Origin of the sequence: Mesorhizobium sp. NZP2077 (genome assembly GCF_013170805.1) — a bacterium.
Taxonomy (GTDB): domain Bacteria; phylum Pseudomonadota; class Alphaproteobacteria; order Rhizobiales; family Rhizobiaceae; genus Mesorhizobium.
Window position 1 is genome coordinate 6413223 of sequence record NZ_CP051293.1, and the last position, 16384, is coordinate 6429606.

At 58.9% G+C, this 16384-nt stretch carries 15 protein-coding genes and 4 pseudogenes; 11 read left to right on the plus strand and 8 right to left on the minus strand.

The window, feature by feature from the left end; all coding sequences use genetic code 11:
- Positions 1–436: 436 nt before the first annotated feature.
- The 3 genes and pseudogenes from HGP13_RS31710 to HGP13_RS31715 form a co-directional block, all read left to right on the plus strand.
- A pseudogene (locus tag HGP13_RS31710) lies at positions 437–892 on the plus strand (PAS domain S-box protein); the annotation flags it as partial.
- A gap of 45 nt (positions 893–937) precedes the next feature.
- Positions 938–1030, plus strand: a pseudogene (locus HGP13_RS38830) (transcriptional regulator); the annotation flags it as partial.
- Positions 1031–1196: 166 nt separating this feature from the next.
- A complete protein-coding gene (locus tag HGP13_RS31715; protein ID WP_172233413.1) occupies positions 1197–1388 on the plus strand; it encodes a hypothetical protein in 192 nt (63 codons plus the stop codon).
- Between the two features lie 785 nt (positions 1389–2173).
- Here HGP13_RS31715 and HGP13_RS31720 read toward each other — a convergent pair.
- Entirely contained in the window at positions 2174–2419 is a 246-nt protein-coding gene (locus tag HGP13_RS31720) for a hypothetical protein (protein ID WP_172233416.1), read from the minus strand.
- Between the two features lie 546 nt (positions 2420–2965).
- Here HGP13_RS31720 and HGP13_RS31725 point away from each other — a divergent pair.
- A complete protein-coding gene (locus tag HGP13_RS31725; RefSeq protein WP_172233419.1) occupies positions 2966–3142 on the plus strand; it encodes a hypothetical protein in 177 nt (58 codons plus the stop codon).
- Between the two features lie 178 nt (positions 3143–3320).
- On the plus strand, positions 3321–3728 hold the full coding sequence (locus HGP13_RS38835; protein ID WP_172233422.1) for a hypothetical protein: 408 nt from the start codon (positions 3321–3323) through the stop codon (positions 3726–3728).
- An 839-nt stretch (positions 3729–4567) separates the two neighbouring features.
- On the opposite strand, the pseudogene HGP13_RS31735 reads toward HGP13_RS38835, so the two are convergent.
- The 3 genes and pseudogenes from HGP13_RS31735 to HGP13_RS31745 form a co-directional block, all read right to left on the minus strand.
- A pseudogene (locus HGP13_RS31735) lies at positions 4568–4855 on the minus strand (IS701 family transposase); the annotation flags it as partial.
- Positions 4856–4863: 8 nt separating this feature from the next.
- Positions 4864–5933, minus strand: a protein-coding gene (locus tag HGP13_RS31740) for an IS630 family transposase (RefSeq protein ID WP_172233425.1) whose coding sequence is annotated in 2 segments (ribosomal slippage) — positions 4864–5447 and positions 5447–5933 — 1071 coding nt in all. Because the reading frame shifts where the segments join, the coding sequence is not laid out codon by codon here.
- Positions 5934–6271: 338 nt separating this feature from the next.
- Complete coding sequence (locus HGP13_RS31745; protein ID WP_246707187.1) at positions 6272–8107, minus strand: EAL domain-containing protein; 1836 nt, start codon at positions 8105–8107, stop codon at positions 6272–6274.
- A 196-nt stretch (positions 8108–8303) separates the two neighbouring features.
- Here HGP13_RS31745 and istA point away from each other — a divergent pair.
- From istA to HGP13_RS31770, 5 genes and pseudogenes are all read left to right on the plus strand, one after another.
- A pseudogene (gene istA, locus HGP13_RS31750) lies at positions 8304–9368 on the plus strand (IS21 family transposase); the annotation flags it as partial.
- Positions 9358–10170, plus strand: coding sequence for an IS21-like element helper ATPase IstB (gene istB / locus HGP13_RS31755; protein ID WP_172221962.1), 813 nt, complete (start codon positions 9358–9360; stop codon positions 10168–10170). The pseudogene istA and the gene istB, both read left to right, overlap by 11 nt.
- A 383-nt stretch (positions 10171–10553) precedes the next feature.
- On the plus strand, positions 10554–11360 hold the full coding sequence (locus HGP13_RS31760) for an AraC family transcriptional regulator (protein WP_172233428.1): 807 nt from the start codon (positions 10554–10556) through the stop codon (positions 11358–11360).
- 301 nt (positions 11361–11661) lie between these two features.
- Entirely contained in the window at positions 11662–12345 is a 684-nt protein-coding gene (locus tag HGP13_RS31765) for an alpha/beta hydrolase (protein ID WP_172233431.1), read from the plus strand.
- Positions 12346–12641: 296 nt separating this feature from the next.
- Positions 12642–13403, plus strand: a complete 762-nt coding sequence (locus HGP13_RS31770; RefSeq protein ID WP_172233434.1) for an alpha/beta hydrolase — start codon at positions 12642–12644, stop codon at positions 13401–13403.
- A 404-nt stretch (positions 13404–13807) separates the two neighbouring features.
- On the opposite strand, the gene HGP13_RS31775 is transcribed toward HGP13_RS31770, so the two are convergent.
- From HGP13_RS31775 to HGP13_RS31790, 4 genes are all read right to left on the minus strand, one after another.
- Positions 13808–14119: a hypothetical protein gene (locus tag HGP13_RS31775; protein ID WP_172233437.1), complete on the minus strand. Its 312-nt coding sequence runs from the start codon at positions 14117–14119 to the stop codon at positions 13808–13810.
- Positions 14100–14372, minus strand: coding sequence for a hypothetical protein (locus tag HGP13_RS31780; RefSeq protein ID WP_172233440.1), 273 nt, complete (start codon positions 14370–14372; stop codon positions 14100–14102). Before HGP13_RS31780 ends, HGP13_RS31775 begins: the two co-directional genes overlap by 20 nt.
- A gap of 242 nt (positions 14373–14614) precedes the next feature.
- Positions 14615–14806 carry a hypothetical protein gene (locus HGP13_RS31785; RefSeq protein ID WP_172233443.1) on the minus strand — a complete coding sequence of 64 codons (192 nt, stop codon included), beginning with the start codon at positions 14804–14806 and terminating at the stop codon, positions 14615–14617.
- 40 nt (positions 14807–14846) lie between these two features.
- Positions 14847–15431 (minus strand): glutathione binding-like protein, encoded by a 585-nt coding sequence (locus HGP13_RS31790; RefSeq protein WP_172233445.1) that lies wholly within the window; start codon positions 15429–15431, stop codon positions 14847–14849.
- A gap of 405 nt (positions 15432–15836) precedes the next feature.
- Here HGP13_RS31790 and petA point away from each other — a divergent pair, with 405 nt between their 5' ends.
- Complete coding sequence (gene petA, locus HGP13_RS31795; RefSeq protein WP_281411008.1) at positions 15837–16376, plus strand: ubiquinol-cytochrome c reductase iron-sulfur subunit; 540 nt, start codon at positions 15837–15839, stop codon at positions 16374–16376.
- The last annotated feature ends 8 nt before the right edge of the window (positions 16377–16384 follow it).

The window sequence follows — 16384 nt, forward strand, 5'->3', positions numbered from 1 at the left end:
CTGTCAGCGTTCCGGCTGGAGGCAGAGTGCAGCTACCAACGCGATAAGATGAGATATCAACCGCTCTTCAGGGCCGCACTCGCTCAACAACGCGTCGAACACGTCAGGGACTTGATCAGGCTTAAGACTCAAACGCATTCTCCGGCACCTCCTCGAGAGGCTGAATTGGAGCCGGTAAAACTACGTTGAGGATTGGCGCTCCCGCGCGCTCTGTCATCGAGTGCCTCAATGAAAAGCGGCCAAGCGCGGAGTGCCGGGATCAACCAGCATTGGTTGAATGGCTGTGGGGCTGCGCGGCGGAGCCGGCGCTGAAGAGAGAGCCTATTTAGCGAAGGCGGCGTTGGCCGGCCGCGGAGCTTTGAGATCCATGATGATCACCTCCCGGACGTCCTTCCCCGCCCTTCACGAAGCGTTCCATCGGTTCCATCGGGCATTGATGCAACTTGCGCGGAATGTCGAACCTTTCGTTAAGCCATGGCGCTCACTGTCCATTCCGTCTGGGAGCAGCCATGAATACCACGATGGATCACCTTCGGGCCGTTTCTCACAATCAGCTTTCGGTGTCTTTGAAGACTTGGCCGACCACGCTTTGGTCGGCATGACGATCGTGCTCGACGCCCGGTTTGTCTATGCCAACCAGAAATGCTGGGAGCTGTTCGGCTATTCAGAAGAAGAATTCATCCAGCTCTCCCCCTTCGACCTCGTCGTCGATACCGACAAGGAGATGGTTCGGAACCGGATGAACGAGCGCCTCCGCAGCGAGACAACTAACTCGGAATATTCGTGTCGCGGCGTGCGGAAAGACGGCTCGATCATCGATCTGGAGGTGCGAGGAACGACAATCGCCATCGACGGCCGACCGGCCCTCGCCACCTCATTTGTCGAGATGACCGACACGCGCCGGGCGATCCAAGAAGGTGACCACCAGCGGGCGACCCGAGACAAGGTGAAGCGCGCGCTCGAATCGGCCGGCGTCGAGTTCATCCCTGAGAATGGCGGCGGCGCTGGCGTGAGGCTGAAGAAACCATGAGACTGATCAAGTCACTGCTCCGCCTTGCGCATACATGGGCCGCAACTGGAAAAGGCGCGGCGAGGCTGAATAACGGGCTTGCGCGATCACATCATTTTTTATTGAAAGCCCGATCCCAGCGGCCTTACAACAATCAACGTGCCCATTGCTTTCTAGGGAGGCTGTGATGGATAGCGTGCCCGTAAACGGCAAGGTTCACCCTTGCGTTGAAGTGGTCGAGGACTGCGGAGAATGGCTTGTCCGGGTCACCGAGGACGATCAGGAACTTACCCGATCATTCGAGATTGAATCATTCGCACTGGCCTATGCGGAATGTCAGCGGCTGCGCCTTGGGCTTGCCGACTTCAAGCGCCGATAGTCGCTACGCGCGTATCCCCGGTAGCATGGGCGATGAAACGAAAGTCAGCGTCCTATGCCGTATACTGCCCACCAATGCTGGGTCTGCCATACCTGGCTGTTCTAACCGTAGACGGTATGGCAAAAGCAACCCCGTTGGCACCGCAGAGGGCGCTGCAGCCTTCATGGCCGACGCGGAACACCCCGGCAACGTCAGGAACTGAGCCGCCTAACACCAATGGACCGACGGTCACGCAAGGCTAGTCGCGCTATGAAGACGCCGTAGCGCTCGCCAACGACAACGGCAAGCCGGAAGATCACCTAGCCGCCGTCACCGTGGCGCTGCGTGGGGCGATCGAAGGTTGAGTGCTTCGCCAAAACTGATGGTTGCTTTGGCCGTCAAGCCGCCCGTAGGCGCCACACAGCCGGCTAGCGCTTCTCCGACTTCGGCGTGATCTCCTGGACCCGCACCTTGTCGCCGATCTCTTTCGCCACAGCGAAGGCCTTACCTTATCCTTGGTGGTCAGCACGGTGCGCCAATGCGGCTTCTCGAACACGCTGATGATGTAGGTTGTGGCCGGCTTGTCGGTCATCGCTAAGTCACCGTTCCAATAGAAATAGCCCGACGTGCGCCGCACAGGTCGGCGGAACCTGGGCGCACGTCGGGTCTATTTGCGGGTGGGTGTGGTTCGGGGGTTATTGGCCCGCACTGCCTAAGCTATAGGCATATTAGAGATTGCTCAACTAAGACTGAAGTCCCTACGCGCCACGCTCGAATGTCGGCTTCCAGTCGCGGTTGCGCTCCCGCTACTGGCCCTCATAGTCAGGAATGAAGGTGAAGAACACCGGGCGGCGATCGCGGCCGGCGGCCTTGCAATGCGAGCAGGCGAAGATCTTTACCAGGTCGTCGTGCATCGAACCATGATCGGGCCCGAGCCTGTCGATCAGCGCCTGAATGTCGAGCTTCGTCGATTTGCAGCACATCGGGTGCCCGCAGTTGACGTAGACGGTTTCGCGGGCGGCAAGGGTGTCGGCGAGAGTCTTTTGAGGCATGGCGATTTCATTGAAGGGTCGCCGCAACGAAGGAATATAATCCTGCCCCAGCCTCGCCTACCACCAGCTTCAGGTTGCGTGCCGAATTTACGGATTGGTGAGCATATTAGGGCACGTTCATAAACGGACATGCCATGTAGTTCGTACATGACCAAAGGCCCCGGGGCTTCGACCCAAGCGTCGGGGCTTTCGCCTCTAGGACGGCAAGCTCGCCGGACGAAGACCCAACAACCTCAAGCCCGGCGAGCCTACAACCTGATGAGAGTACGCGATCAGGGCCGGGATCAACCGGCACGCTGTCGATGCAAAAGCCGTGCCAGCAACGCCGTCCCCAAATGGGCCATTACCGGGGAAAACTTCCGAACAGGGTTCTGTTGCGGAGTTGCTAATATTAGGGTCGAATCAGCCGGCTTGCCCCCAACAAGCCCCAAGCCGGCTAGGCCCGGCGGTCAGTCGAACATACCCCAACGGACTGTCGGGCCGCCTTTGTCCGACCCGCAGTCGACGAAATATTGCGCTAAATTGTTCGCAACCAGGGGTGGGGCCATGATCAAACAACAGCCAAAGCGCGAAGTCGTCGATGTTCACGAGGAAGCGGTTTTTGCCGTGGAAAACGGCATCCCGCTCGACCAGTTGAGGGATCTGATCAGGACACTTGGTAAGGATCGAGAGACAGCATTTCTACAACTGCCCGAACTGCGGCCAGAAGGTCGACCAGCGTGACCTACGCCAGGTCTTCTGGCACGAAGTACTAGGGGCATGAGCCGCTGGAGCCGGAGCCTAACGCCAGGATCCTCGAATTCCCAACGCCGCGCCCGAGCAAATGAAAAAGCCCGCCGGCCCGAGCCGGCGGGCCTTTGAGTTGGCGTATGCTTTAACGGCGCGCGATCAGGAGACAGAGTTGGCGGAGGTCCCCGTCGTAGCTGCCGGAGTTGGCAAGAACATCGGCGCAGCGCTTTTTCATCCGAGCGACCTGACTGTCCGACATATCGGCCACGACGCTCGGCAAGTGGTGAACGGAAGTGCTGGGATTGGACGGATTGCTTGGGGTCGTTACACCCCCCACGCCAACTCCAACGCCGACACCAACACCACTGGTGCCGCCAACATCGGCGCCCAAGCCAGCCGTGATGCCACCTGTGCCGCCCAGGTTGGCTCCAGCCCCGGCATTGATGCCGTTGGCGCCGCCGACCGAGGCGCCGAGCACAGCGCTGACGCCGCTAGCGCCGCCGACATTGGCGCCGGCTCCGGCATTAACGCCGCCGCTTCCACCGACCGACGCTCCTGCGCCGACCCCGACACCGCCTGATCCACCGGCCGATGCACCAACGCCAGCATTTACGCCGCCGCTTCCACCGATGGATGCGCCAGCCCCAACGCCAATTCCGCCTGCGTTCACGGGAAGAGAGATTGCAATAACGAATGCACTGCTAGCCAGAGCCCTGGCGAAGGTCCTCACGAAAGAATTCATGACACTCTCCTGTTGCGTTGCTTCGACAGCCCGACATTCGGCTGTGTGCTAATAACGACAGGCAGGGCTTCGCGGGTTCTTCACGGGAGGGCTTTCCTTGAAAGAAGGCTTCCGCTTTATATCAGACCTTTCTAATATCTAATTTAAAGTTGAGATTCCCTAATCGATGATTCGAAGCGGCGGCGACCATGATCTATCAAATCCGGGAGTTTTTGGCGGGGCGGCTGATAGCGGAAGATTGTGCGGAAGCACTCACATCACTCCGCGCGGCTGAACAGGCGACTGGTCGCCCTTGCAGCCCTTCGGAGTCCGCCAGCTTGGTTTTGTGCTGACACAGCATCAGGATCAGGGTGCAGCCTTTCAGGGCCAGGAAACGCGTTCCTTGCCGTCTGGGGTGCAAGGCTCGGCAAGGCCAGCTTTAGCTCAGAGATCGAACATCGGATGTTGGAGGGCGAAAAGGCTGGCGGCAGCTGAGCTATCGGCGCGTCACTGCGAAATGGACGAGGTACTCGGGGATCAAGGATGGCGAAATCCGTTACGTCCGCGCCATTAACGTCTGCAACGACCGCGCCGCACTTTTCACAATCAATTACAGTAGATGGCCATACGATTCGATTGTTGTGTGTATGGTGCGGCCGTTGAAGGCGGACGTCACCTAGCACTACTTTGGCAGATTGTTAGCGGAGAGGGCTCTGCGGCAGTGGGGACAACGGATTGGGGGCGGCTGCGCTAGCGCGGTGAGGATGGCTTGCCTGACGGCGGGTAGGCTCGGTTGGGGCGGCGGGCCAACGATTCTTTTTTCCCCCTCCCGCTTGTTTGAGGCGGCGAGATTGCAGGAAGGCGTAGGCGATCATCGTCATCAGCGCGTGCCGGTGCAGGCCGGTCCATGAGCGCCCTTCGAAGTGGTCGAGGCCAAGTTCCTCCTTGAGCTGCTGATGCGCCTGTTCGCAGACCCAGCGCGCCTTACCAAGAGTCATGGGGTTTGACCGACATGGGCCCATTGGCGCATCCCGATTGATGTGATGGTCTCGGAATCTGCGAGGAGTTTCTGCCAGGCGTCGCAGGCCGCATCGATGATATCGTCATAGCTGTCGAAGACACGGTTGGAGAGCCAGTTCTGGCGCATATACTGCCAGACGTTCTCGACCGGGTTCAGCTCCGGCGCGCGCGACGGCAGGAAGATCGGGGTGATGTTGTCCGGTATGCTGAGGTTTGCGGTGGTGTGCCATCCGGCGCGATCCATGACGAGTACGGCATGGGCGCCCTTTTCGACATGGCGGCTGATCTCGTTGATATGGAGTTGCATGGCCTCGGTATCGGCAAACGGCAGTGCGAGAGCCGCCCCGGTACCACGTGCTGGGCAGATGGCGCCGAACAGGTAGGCGCTCTTGTAGCGCTGGTCGGCCGGCTGTCGCGGCCGCGTGCCGCGTCTGGCCCACTGCCGTACAATCCCGTTCTTCTGGCCGATCCTTGCTTCGTCCTGGAACCAGATCTCCACCTTCGTGCGCGGCGGCAAGTCGCAAAGATGCGCCTTCAGCGTGCGAGGCCAGTTTTTTTGAATTCCTCGATGATATGGGCATCCTGCGCCGGATGACGCGGTCGCACACTCATGTGGGAGAAGCCGAGCTTGTGCAGCAGCTTCCCGACATAGCGCGCGTCATAATCAATGCCGAAGCGGTCCTTGATGGCTTTCTTCAGGTCGATCCGCCGCCAGCGAACGACGCCATCGACGGCACGATCCGGGCCCTTCTCCACAAACGCGGCCAGTTCGGCCTGCTGCTCATGCGACAGCCGGGACGCTGGTCCCGGCGCCCATTGGTCCACAAGACCATCGGGGCCGGCCGTGTTGAACCGATGCACCCAGTCGCGTAGCGTCTGGCGATCCATCCCGCCGATCCGGGCCGCATCGGCCCGGCTCATGCCGTCCAGAACCGCTGCGATCGACAACAGCCGGCTGCTCTGGCGCACATCCTTTGAGTTCCGGGCAAGACGGCGAAGCTCCCCCGCCGAAAAGTTCGTCCGCAACTTCACCGCTGATCCCATCGCCGAATCTCCTTCGGCAATAGGGAATCACGGCGCGCAAATCGGCCAAAATCACAAAAGAGTCAGCAGCCAAGACCGTTGGTATAAGTGGTGCGGTGTACGAGGCGGAGTTCCTTCGAAAGCATCCGGGCGGACCGCGCGGCCGTATTCGAGGACTTGCTGCCACAAGTTCGGTAGTTGGGTCGCAACTCGACGCACATCCCCCGCACGGCAAAGCTATCAGCCCAGCCAGCTCCCATAAGCATATTTGATCACGTCAATCGAGATTCGCAGCGTGCCTGTACCGCGGATGGGCTGCCCCGCGCTCAATCTGCGAGCGATCAGGCCATTAAGGACATTCAGTTTAATCGCGAAAACGGAAACCGCGGCTCCGTCCGTTCGCCGACGGTCTGCCCAAAACGCACAAGAAGTCCGGTTGCGATCTGGCGCGACACTGCTTGCGAGAACAGATATCCCTGACCAAGCGCGCAGCCAATGTCCAAGAGCATTCCCGCCTGAAGCTCGCTTTCGATCCCTTCGGCAACGACCCGGATGTCGAGCTTGCGCGCGATATCAACCAAGCCCTCGACGATCGCAAGGCTCGGGTCTCCTTGTCCAAGACGGTCGATGAAGGACTTGTCGACCTTGATGACGTCGACAGGCATCGTAAGCAGATGCGTGAGCGAGGCGAAGCCCGTTCCAAAATCGTCGAGCGCCACGCGCAGGCCATAGGCCCGCAGCGCCTTGATCTCTCGAGCCACGATGGGATCGCGCTGACCAAGATAAACCGACTCCGTGACCTCCAGAATGATATGCTTCAACGGAACGTTCTCTCGGCCGAACGCGGCTTCGAGACGCCCGTAGAGGGTCCCGCTGTGAAAATCAGCTGAAGAAATATTGATGCCGATATGCTGCAGCGGGATGCCCTGATCCAGCCACGAGCGCGCGTCAGCAGCGACGATCGCCATCATCCGTTCCGTAAGCTGGGAGGCGACGCTGACATCGGAGGTCGCCTGGTGAAAAGCGGCGGCCGGAACAATCTCCCCGTCTGGCTTGCGAAGGCGGCAAAGCGCCTCCATGCCGACGATCGCACGGGTGTCAAGACGCAGGATCGGTTGATAGAACGCGTCGATCCGGCCTTCGCGCAGCGCCAAGTCGACATCCCGGGTCACTTCGATACGGGTCTTGATGGCGCTGCCGATCCCCGGCCAATACAGCACAAAGCCGCCTGCCGAAGTCTCCTTGGCGTGGTAAAGTGCAAAATCAGCATGTTGCAGAACCCTTTTGGCCTCAGCGTCATCCGCCGCCAGCACCGCCCCGCCGATGGTCGCCCGGGGCAGGATCATGTGTCCGTCGCATGACGCAGGCACGGCCAGGACGTCGAGAACATGCAGCGCCGCAGTCTCAATGGATGTGGAGGCACCCCCCTGCTGGAGGATCACAGCGAACTCGTCGCCGCCCATGCGGAACACGCGATCTGGCGCGACGCTATCGCCAAGACGGGCTGCTACGACCTGCAGTAAGGCATCGCCGGCCGCATGGCCGAAGGTGTCATTGATGGTCTTCAGATTGTCAAGGTCGACCAGCAGCAACGCCCAGGCACCTGGCTGTGCACAGGACAACCGCTCCATGGCTATGTCCAAACTGGCCCGGTTGGGCAAACTGGTGAGCGCATCGATATAGGCCCCCCGCTCCCGCTCGACGACCCTTTGGTGTCTCTCCAACGCTATTGCACAGAGAAAAGTACACGAGGCAACGACCTCCTCTTCGCGCGGGGTGGGTCCCCGCGTTTCGGGAAAGTACAGCGCAAATGTACCGAGCACCCTGCCGGCCGTATCGCAAATCGGGCTTGACCAGCAGGCTCTGAGCCCTAAAGCTAGGACTGGCTCCCGGAATCCGGCCCAGCGCGGATCGGTGGCAATATCGACCGTGGCGACGGCTCGCACGAGATAGGCCGAACTACCGCACGAACCGACCAGCGGCCCTGTCATCAGCCCCTCAAGCTGGGCCGAAAACTCGGCGAGCAGAACTGAACCCGCGACCGGATGCAGCAGCCCGCTGCGGTCCACACTTAGGACCGAGCAACAGATTCCGCCCAGCACTCTCTCGATCTGGTCACAAAGGCGGGCGGTTGTCGCTTCAAGGCTCTCGCCCCTGGCGATCATTTCAAGGATCGTATTCTGAAGATGAAGCACGCCGCGCTCCGCAGGTATTTGAGACCCGGTGGACTGCCCGAGGCGTAATCAATCTACGTCTGGTCTAGTATACAATCTAACAATGCCGGCGAGGACTTTTTAATTTTATCAGACCGCGCTTCGGTCCCTAACGGCCTTGTCTCGTCGTCATTGGATACTGCTGTCACCAAAAACCCTTAAGTGGCAGAACGTTCCTCAGCTGAGCTACAGCCGTGCCTTCATTGTTCGGGCTTACCTGCTGCAGACGCACGAGATGCTGTTTGACGCGCACAATCACGCTTTCCGTGTGTTTGGCGGCATTCCCCGGCGCGGCATCTACGACAACATGAAGACGGCGGTCGACAGGGTCGGACGAAGCAAGGAGCGCGACGTCAATGTCCGCTTCATGGCAATGGCCAGCCACTATCTGTTCGAACCCGAGTTCTGCAATCCCGCATCGGGTTGGGAGAAAGGACAAGTCGAGAAGAATGTTCAGGACGCACGTCACCGGCTTTGGCAGCCCATTCCACGCTTTCCCTCGCTGGATGCCCTGAACGACTGGCTTGAGCAGCGTTGCAGGGTGTTGTGGCAGCAGACGCCACATGGGCGAATGAGGGGGACCATCAATGACGTCTGGACCGAAGAAGTCCAGTCTCTGATGCCGACATCACGGTCCTTCGATGGGTTTGTCGAATACACCAAGCGGGTGTCTCCGACCTGCCTTATACATCTGGAGCGCAACCGCTACAGCGTGCCGGCGTCCTTTGCCAACCGGCCCGTGAGCCTGCGGGTCTATCCAGATCGTGTCGTGGTTGCCGCGGAAGGTTTGATCATCTGTGAGCATCGCCGCATCATCGATCGCTCACATGATCGGCCAGGACAGACGGTCTATGACTGGCGGCACTATCTGGCTGTTGTTCAGCGCAAACCAGGCGCCCTTCGCAACGGAGCACCTTTTGCCGAACTTCCCGATGCATTCAGATCTTTGCAGCAGCATTTGCTCAAGAAGCCCGGCGGCGATCGCGAGATGGTCGACATCCTGGCACTTGTCCTTCAGCACGACGAGCAGGCGGTGCTCTCCGCCGTGGAGATGGCATTGCAGGGCGGTGTTCCCACCAAGACCCATGTGCTGAATCTGCTTCATCGCCTGGTCGATGGCAAATCCCTCACACCCCCCACCATCGACGCTCCTCAGGCTTTGACGCTTACCAACGAGCCGAAGGCCAATGTCGAACGCTACGATGCTTTGAGAAAGGCCTTGGAGGTGCGCCATGCGTCATAATCCTGCCAGTGGCGCAATCGTCATCATGCTCAGGAGCCTGAAGATGCACGGTATGGCGCAAGCTGTAGGCGAACTCACCGAACAGGGAGCGCCGGCGTTTGAAGCCGCCATTCCCATCCTGTCGCAACTGCTGAAGGCCGAGACGGCAGAACGCGAGGTCAGGTCGACAGCCTATCAGCTCAAGATAGCTCGCTTTCCAGCCTATCGTGATCTCAACGGCTTTGACTTCGCCAGCAGCGAGGTAAACGAGGCACTGGTGCGGCAACTTCATCGTTGCGAGTTCGTCGACGAAGCCAACAACATCGTGCTCGTCGGCGGCCCTGGAACAGGCAAAACCCATATTGCGACCGCTCTCGGCGTGCAGGCCATCGAGCATCATCACAAACGGGTTCGCTTCTTCTCGACTGTCGAGTTGGTCAATGCGCTGGAACAGGAGAAGGCACAGGGAAGGTCCGGCCAGATCGCCAATCGCCTCGTCCATTCTGATCTCGTCGTCCTGGACGAACTTGGCTATCTGCCGTTCAGTGCATCAGGTGGAGCATTGCTCTTCCATCTGCTGAGCAAGCTATACGAACGCACAAGCGTCATTATCACCACCAACCTCAGCTTCAGCGAATGGGCCAGCGTCTTCGGCGATGCCAAGATGACAACCGCGCTACTCGACCGGCTGACCCATCATTGCCACATCCTGGAAACCGGAAACGATAGCTTCCGATTCAAAAACAGCTCCGCACACGAGCCCAAAAAAGCGAAGGAGAAAGCCAGAACCTTGACCGTAAACCCCGAACCGAAACATACATGACAGGCGGGTCACTTCTCGGTGGAAATGCCGGGTCACTTCTCAGTGGAAATCAACACCCAGCCTTCTGGAGAACTGGATCGACGAAGGCGAGAAGCGCGTGTTCTGTTCGAAACGTTGCGCACTGACGGATAAACCGCAACGGAGTCATTGAGAGGCGGCCGATCTTACCGCTCAAGCCGCTTTGAGGGTATGCATCTCTTGCTGAGCTAAAGCGGATTCGGCTACGATGCAAATCGCAAGGGCGCCGCCAAACTTGGGCAGCCTTCGGGTTGGCGTAAATGCGTTTTGCCGGAATTCACGCCATGCACGTAATGCGTCACGACTCCGAAAGGTACACGGGCCGGGTTCTTATATCCTCTGCGGACAGGCGCTGGCGGGGATTGATGGCAGAGTTGCGGTCTCACTCACCCGGAGAAATACCGCCCTATATTGCTGCCTTCACACAAGTTTCGATTCTGATCCGAGGCCCATCCATCGTAACGCGCAAATCCGGAGACATCCGGCAGCACATCGAAGGCGTTCCGGGGACGATCGGGTTGTCTCCTATGGGTGTACACGAGGATTTCACCCACGTCTCCAGGCCCATCGATGAGATGCTGCATATCTACCTATCGTCCACCGTGTTCGTGGCCCTCGCCAAACACACTTCAAGGGATTTTCATCCATCGGCAGTGAGAAATCATGCAGGCTTTGAGGATCCACTTATCGCCAACATCGCTGAGGCAATCCTCGCCGAATTGCAGTTCGAAACATCTTGTGGCGACCTTCTGGTTGAGACGCTGGCTGACCTTCTCGCAATCCGGCTACTCAACAATTATTCGATTTCAGCCGTCAATCCTTTCAGAAGCTCGCGTGCATCAAAAGGTCTAGACGCACGGCGCATGCAACGCACTATCGACTATATTCATGCAAATCTGACCAAAGAGATCACGGTAGAGGAACTCGCCGCCGCGGCGTCCTTGAGCCGGTTCCATTTTTCGCGCATGTTCAAAATCGCAACAGGGCAATCGCCTAGCCGCTTCATAGGCCGGTTGCGGCTTGAGCTCTCAAAATCGCTTTTGATCGCAGGGCACTCGATTGCCGACGTAGCCAACGACTGTGGGTTTTCCTCAGAGTCGAATTTTGTCCGTTCATTCCGGCGGTCGACGGGCATCACGCCGGGCCAATATCGCAATCGCGCCCGTAACTGATACTGAGTCAGGCCCAATTGCTCAAATCCGATCTCCTTTCTCGTCACTGCGGCGCGGGACGACGAAACCAAGGTTCCATCCCCTAATTCAGCACCCGGCGAATAAAAGACAGCACACAAAGCACATGTGCTGATGCGCACCCAATTGTATGATTTTTTGAGATGTCCAGGCGGGGTGATGCCACAGGTCGTGGCAGTGATTCCGGGGCCACGCGCCCGAGCCGCATTCCGAGGACACCTATGCGCTGAACGAGGTGGCGCTGCATGAATTGAAACAAAGCTCAACATGAAGGAGTAGTATCATGGCAGTCAAAACCATCGTTCTTGTGCATGGTGCATTTGCCGATGGCTCTTGCTGGGCAAAGGTCATTCCGTTGCTTACGAGGCGTGGGCTGAAGGCAGTCGCCGTTCAAAATCCTCTTAGCTCGTTGGCCGACGATGTTAAAGCGGCTCACCGAGTCATTGAGATGCAGGACGGACCGGTTCTCCTGGCCGGCCACTCCTGGGGTGGCGCGGTCATTACGGAAGCCGGCAACCATCCTCAGGTCAAGGGCCTTGTCTATGTCGCAGCTGGGGCGCCAGATAGCGGTCAGTCGTTCGCTGATTGGTGGAAGGACTATACGCCCGCGCCGGGCGCGGCCGAAATCAAGCCGTATGGCGATGGCTATGTCGCATTGACCCTCGAAGGGGTTCGTAAGCACTTCGTGCAGGATCTCCCGACGGACGAGGCCGACATCGTGTACGCGACGCAAGGCCCGCTGGCCGTCAGGTGCTTCGGCGACAAAATTACCAAGGCGGCATGGCGCTCCAAGCCAAACTGGTACATCGTCGCGTCAGAAGACCAGACCATTCCTCCAAGTGTCGAACGCGATTCTGCCAGCCGAATGGGTGCCGAGACCCGCCTGCTGAAAAGCTCGCATGTGCCGATGCTCTCTCAACCCGATGTCGTCGCAGAATTCATCGCCAATGCGGCGGCGTCTCTTTAGATTTGGGATAATTGGGGGTCGAAAGGCCGGTCTTCTTTGCGGCTTTGGAGACATCGGCTTCCTGATTGATCCCCGCATCAAACTTGTACTAATGACAACTTGACCGGAGAGCATCGGAACTACGTAAAAGCCGCTTTTTGCCGGGCTTTCTTCTGTACAAGAAGCAGACATTTCCGCCATGCCGGCGCATGCTGCCGAGCACTCGAAAGATCATCCGCTTAAGGATGTGGCGATGGGTTCGCGCCGAGCACCGCGACGTGCAACATCAATATCCACGTTAACGAAGGAACGCAGCTATGAAATTGTTCAATGGCATCATCGGGTTGAGTGTCTTTCTGACCGCGATAGCCGCGATCGGCCTGCCGGCTTCGGGCGCCGCATTGAAAGCCAGGACCGTAGTCCTGGTCCACGGCGCCTTTGCGGACGGGTCGTCCTGGCAGAAAGTCATTCCGCGTCTCGAGAAGGCTGGCCTCAAGGTGGTTGCAGTCCAGAACCCGCTCGACTCGCTGGAGGACGACGTCACCGCCACCAAGCGGGCGATCCGCAATGCGGAAGGCCCCGTTGTCCTGGTCGGCCATTCTTGGGCTGGCGTCGTCATCACGGAAGCGGGTAACGACGAAAAGGTCAAATCACTTGTGTATGTCGCCGCTTATGCACCAGACAAAGGCGAGTCGCTGAAGACCGCCACTTCGAAATATCCGGATCCGGAAAGCCTGAGCGCGTTCGTCAAGGACCCAGACGGCTACCTGACGATCACCGATGAGGGTATAAAGAAATATTTCGCACCTGACCTATCGCCCGAGGAACAGGCGGTCGTGGCGGCCACGCAAGGACCGTTCCACATGAGGACCCTCACCGCACCGGTGGGCCAGCCCGCGTGGCGCGAGAAGCCGACCTTCATGGTCGTTGCGACGAAAGATTTGATCATTCCGCCGCAAATGGAAAGGGACCAGGTAAAGGCGGCCAAGGCCACGGCGATCGAAGTCCCCTCGAGCCACGTCGCGATGCTGTCCTTTCCGAAAGAGGTCGCTGATCTGATCATCAAAGCGGCGGAGTAAGGAGTAAGGACAAGGTTGGGATAATACCCTTGATGCCACATCGATCCGGCTAGCGCTCCGGCGTGGCCTGGCTAGCCTCTACTCGCGGTGCGCCAGTGTGTCGGAGAGATCATTCTGGCCGAAGAATCCAGCACAAGGTCACCGAACCGGGCATCATGCGCGTCCAACGCAAAGTGGCCAGCATCCCGCTCATGGATCTCCGCGTCCGGCAAACGCGGAGGTTGTCACCCATTTGCAGCTGCAGTGCAGGAAAGACTTTCGCACTGTGCTGGCGCGAGGGATTGCAGTTTGAACGTTCATTTTCCTGACTCCAGATTTTCTGAACTCCATGCGCCATGCCGCCAGCGTTCCGCGAGGCTGGTTACGGCCTCGCGGAGGGTGATGAGACAACGTCTCTTTGATCGTCAGCGCTTCGTGATGACGGCTTCGAGGTATTCGCTTGGCACGATGAGCGTGCCTCTTCCGCCCCGATTCATGCGGTCCAGAAGCTCGAATATGTCCGTTTTCAGCGCGACTTGCCCATCGGCATCGAGAGCCGCAAAGGCACGGTTCGTCGGGCCGTAGTAGGTCTTGAAGACAGCGAAGAAGTGATCGGCGGATTTATACCGGAAATTGAAGATCTGGCTGGAGCTTCTGACATGATGCCCGGGAGAAGAGTTGCGGATCGCAAATGAGGGCGCGTCGTCCGCTTGCGATCTACATCGCTTTGGGATCATGGCCTTCGACCCGAATGCCAAGCTTGCCGCGCCACACGCGTCCCTGGCGCCACAGCTCATGAACGAGCGACGCCAAATGCAGGAGCAGACGCCTGAGATGTTGGCCAGCGTAGCCAGCATCGCGATAGTCCGTAATGTAGGTTTTGACACGAGGGAGTGTGGACGCCACTTCCACCTCGTGGCCGTTGCGCTGCAATTTCTTGACGGTGCTCGCTCTGATGTAATGTGAGCCGCCAATGACCACAATTTTCATGTCGCGTCTCCTTGCCAGCGTTAAACTTAATGAATGCTCGCACGTCGATAAATCCGTCGAACGGCAAGATCTGACGAGCGCAGGACGTGAGTGTCTCAGTCCCGATACGATCTGGCACCCGAGGTGCCGCGAGGCGCTCCAAACCGGGCTCGACAATCGCCGTGGCAGCAGCGCCTGCATTGCGGCAGGGCGACCGTCGTTAATCGTGCGGGCCGAGGAACGTATCGGCGGGAGCGCTCCGGCTATCTCGAACTTGAAAGCATCGCAGTCATGGTTTTCGTGTGCTCTTCCTCAACCAGGCTAGCCGGCACCGGTTGATCGTCCGGCAAATTCAGGTTCAGCACATCCTCGATTTGTCTCTGCAGAAATTCGGGGCGCAGTCCATCGCCGCGCCTGGCTGTGATTGGGTGAAGTGCCCGCAACAATGCCAACATGGCATGCTCTCCTCGTTGAATTCCGGCTCGCTCGGCGATGTTAAACGAGACCCTCGTCTGTCATGGCGATCCGTACCGCCGGCCGAGCACCCATTCGGGTGCGCAAAGCCTCCAAAGAGGCGGGAACGGGAATATGGAACCGCGCCGCCCAAAGCAGCATTACGAACAGATAGCAGTCGGCAACGCTAAGTTGATCGCCAAACAGATAGTCTGTCTTAAGCCCGTCAGCGACCAGCTCGAACTGTGCCGCCAACGTCGTTCTGGCTTTGGCCTTCTCGGCATCACCGCCGGGATGCCACATGGGCTTGAAGCTTCGGTGGATCTCGCTGGAAATGTAGCTCAGCACTTCCAGCATGCGTGTGCGGCCCAATGGTCCCGCTACAGCCAGTGCCGGGTACTGCGATGCGATCCAGTCGAGAACGGCGATGTTCTCGGTCAGCGTTTCGCCGCTATCCAACACCAGGGCCGGAACATAGCCCTTTGCCGAGACCGTGAGGAAATCGCGCCCAGACGCCGTTTGTTTCATCTCGAGGTCTACCGTCTCGCGCTCGAAGGAAGCGCCGGCCTCCTGAAGCGCGATGTGGTCAGCCAAACTGCAGGCGAAAGGGCTATAGTAGAGTTTCACGATTCTTATCTCGTCTGAATGCAGATGACGTTCGCAAATGGCGGGGCAGAGCCCGTTCGACCACCTGGCGCCGGTCATCCCGGATAGCGCACCGGAACACTCCCACTTGGCAGGAAAGACGGCTACGACGCCGATAGCTAGGCATGCCTATGCCGAGGTATGAGCGCGCCGAGACAATTGTCCTTTGATTGCCGCACGCGCTAAGCCTGCCATGAGGAATGGTCGCTGGAAGAGCCCAGAACTTCCTATCGCGGCACGGCGCTCTCGGTTGTCAGGCCAACCGTTCGCTCAGGAAATCATAAACGAAAGTATCGGACGCACATGCCATCGGCACGATGGCTCACATCCCGCCTCGGCCTGCATGGTCCGACTCGAGCAAAGGAATGACAACGGCCGCAGTCTTGTCTGCTCGATTGCCGCCGGCGCGATGAAGCAGCTTTTCCAGCAACAGGGACCGTCATCATGACCAATCCTTGCAAACCCGAAAGATCGCCCGCCGAACTAGCGTCGCCTGCGGAGGCATTTGCTTCGGTCGAAGTCGACGTCTCTTCGCTGATGCCCGGAACGTCGATGGTCGTGCAATGGCGCGGCAAGCCGGTCGTCGTGCGCCACCGCACCAGGCAGGAAATTGAAGACAGCGAGGCGGTCGGTCTTTCTATCCTCAAGGATATGATTGCCCGCAACGCCAATCTGCCCGCGGACGCCCCAGCCACGGATGCCAACCGCGCGACGCCCGGCAAGGAAGCGTGGCTCGTGATGGTTCAGGTCTGTACTCACCTTGGATGTGTCCCGCTCGGCCAAGACGGCGATCTCGGCGGCTGGCTTTGTCCCTGTCATGGCTCGCAATACGACGCCGCAGGACGCATTCGCAAAGGTCCGGCGCCGGAGAACATGGCGATCCCGGTGTTCCAATTCATTTCCGATACCAAGATTCGTATCGACTGAGGGAAAGG

Bases quoted from the DNA above. Each gene is read 5' to 3' on its own strand.
- HGP13_RS31715 (WP_172233413.1), top strand. From the start codon at position 1,197: ATGGATAGCGTGCCCGTAAACGGCAAGGTTCACCCTTGCGTTGAAGTG.
- HGP13_RS31720 (WP_172233416.1), bottom strand. From the start codon at position 2,419: ATGCCTCAAAAGACTCTCGCCGACACCCTTGCCGCCCGCGAAACCGTC.
- HGP13_RS31725 (WP_172233419.1), top strand. From the start codon at position 2,966: ATGATCAAACAACAGCCAAAGCGCGAAGTCGTCGATGTTCACGAGGAA.
- istB (WP_172221962.1), top strand. From the start codon at position 9,358: ATGCGTCATAATCCTGCCAGTGGCGCAATCGTCATCATGCTCAGGAGC.
- HGP13_RS31760 (WP_172233428.1), top strand. From the start codon at position 10,554: ATGGCAGAGTTGCGGTCTCACTCACCCGGAGAAATACCGCCCTATATT.
- HGP13_RS31765 (WP_172233431.1), top strand. From the start codon at position 11,662: ATGGCAGTCAAAACCATCGTTCTTGTGCATGGTGCATTTGCCGATGGC.
- HGP13_RS31770 (WP_172233434.1), top strand. From the start codon at position 12,642: ATGAAATTGTTCAATGGCATCATCGGGTTGAGTGTCTTTCTGACCGCG.
- HGP13_RS31775 (WP_172233437.1), bottom strand. From the start codon at position 14,119: ATGATCCCAAAGCGATGTAGATCGCAAGCGGACGACGCGCCCTCATTT.
- HGP13_RS31780 (WP_172233440.1), bottom strand. From the start codon at position 14,372: ATGAAAATTGTGGTCATTGGCGGCTCACATTACATCAGAGCGAGCACC.
- HGP13_RS31785 (WP_172233443.1), bottom strand. From the start codon at position 14,806: ATGTTGGCATTGTTGCGGGCACTTCACCCAATCACAGCCAGGCGCGGC.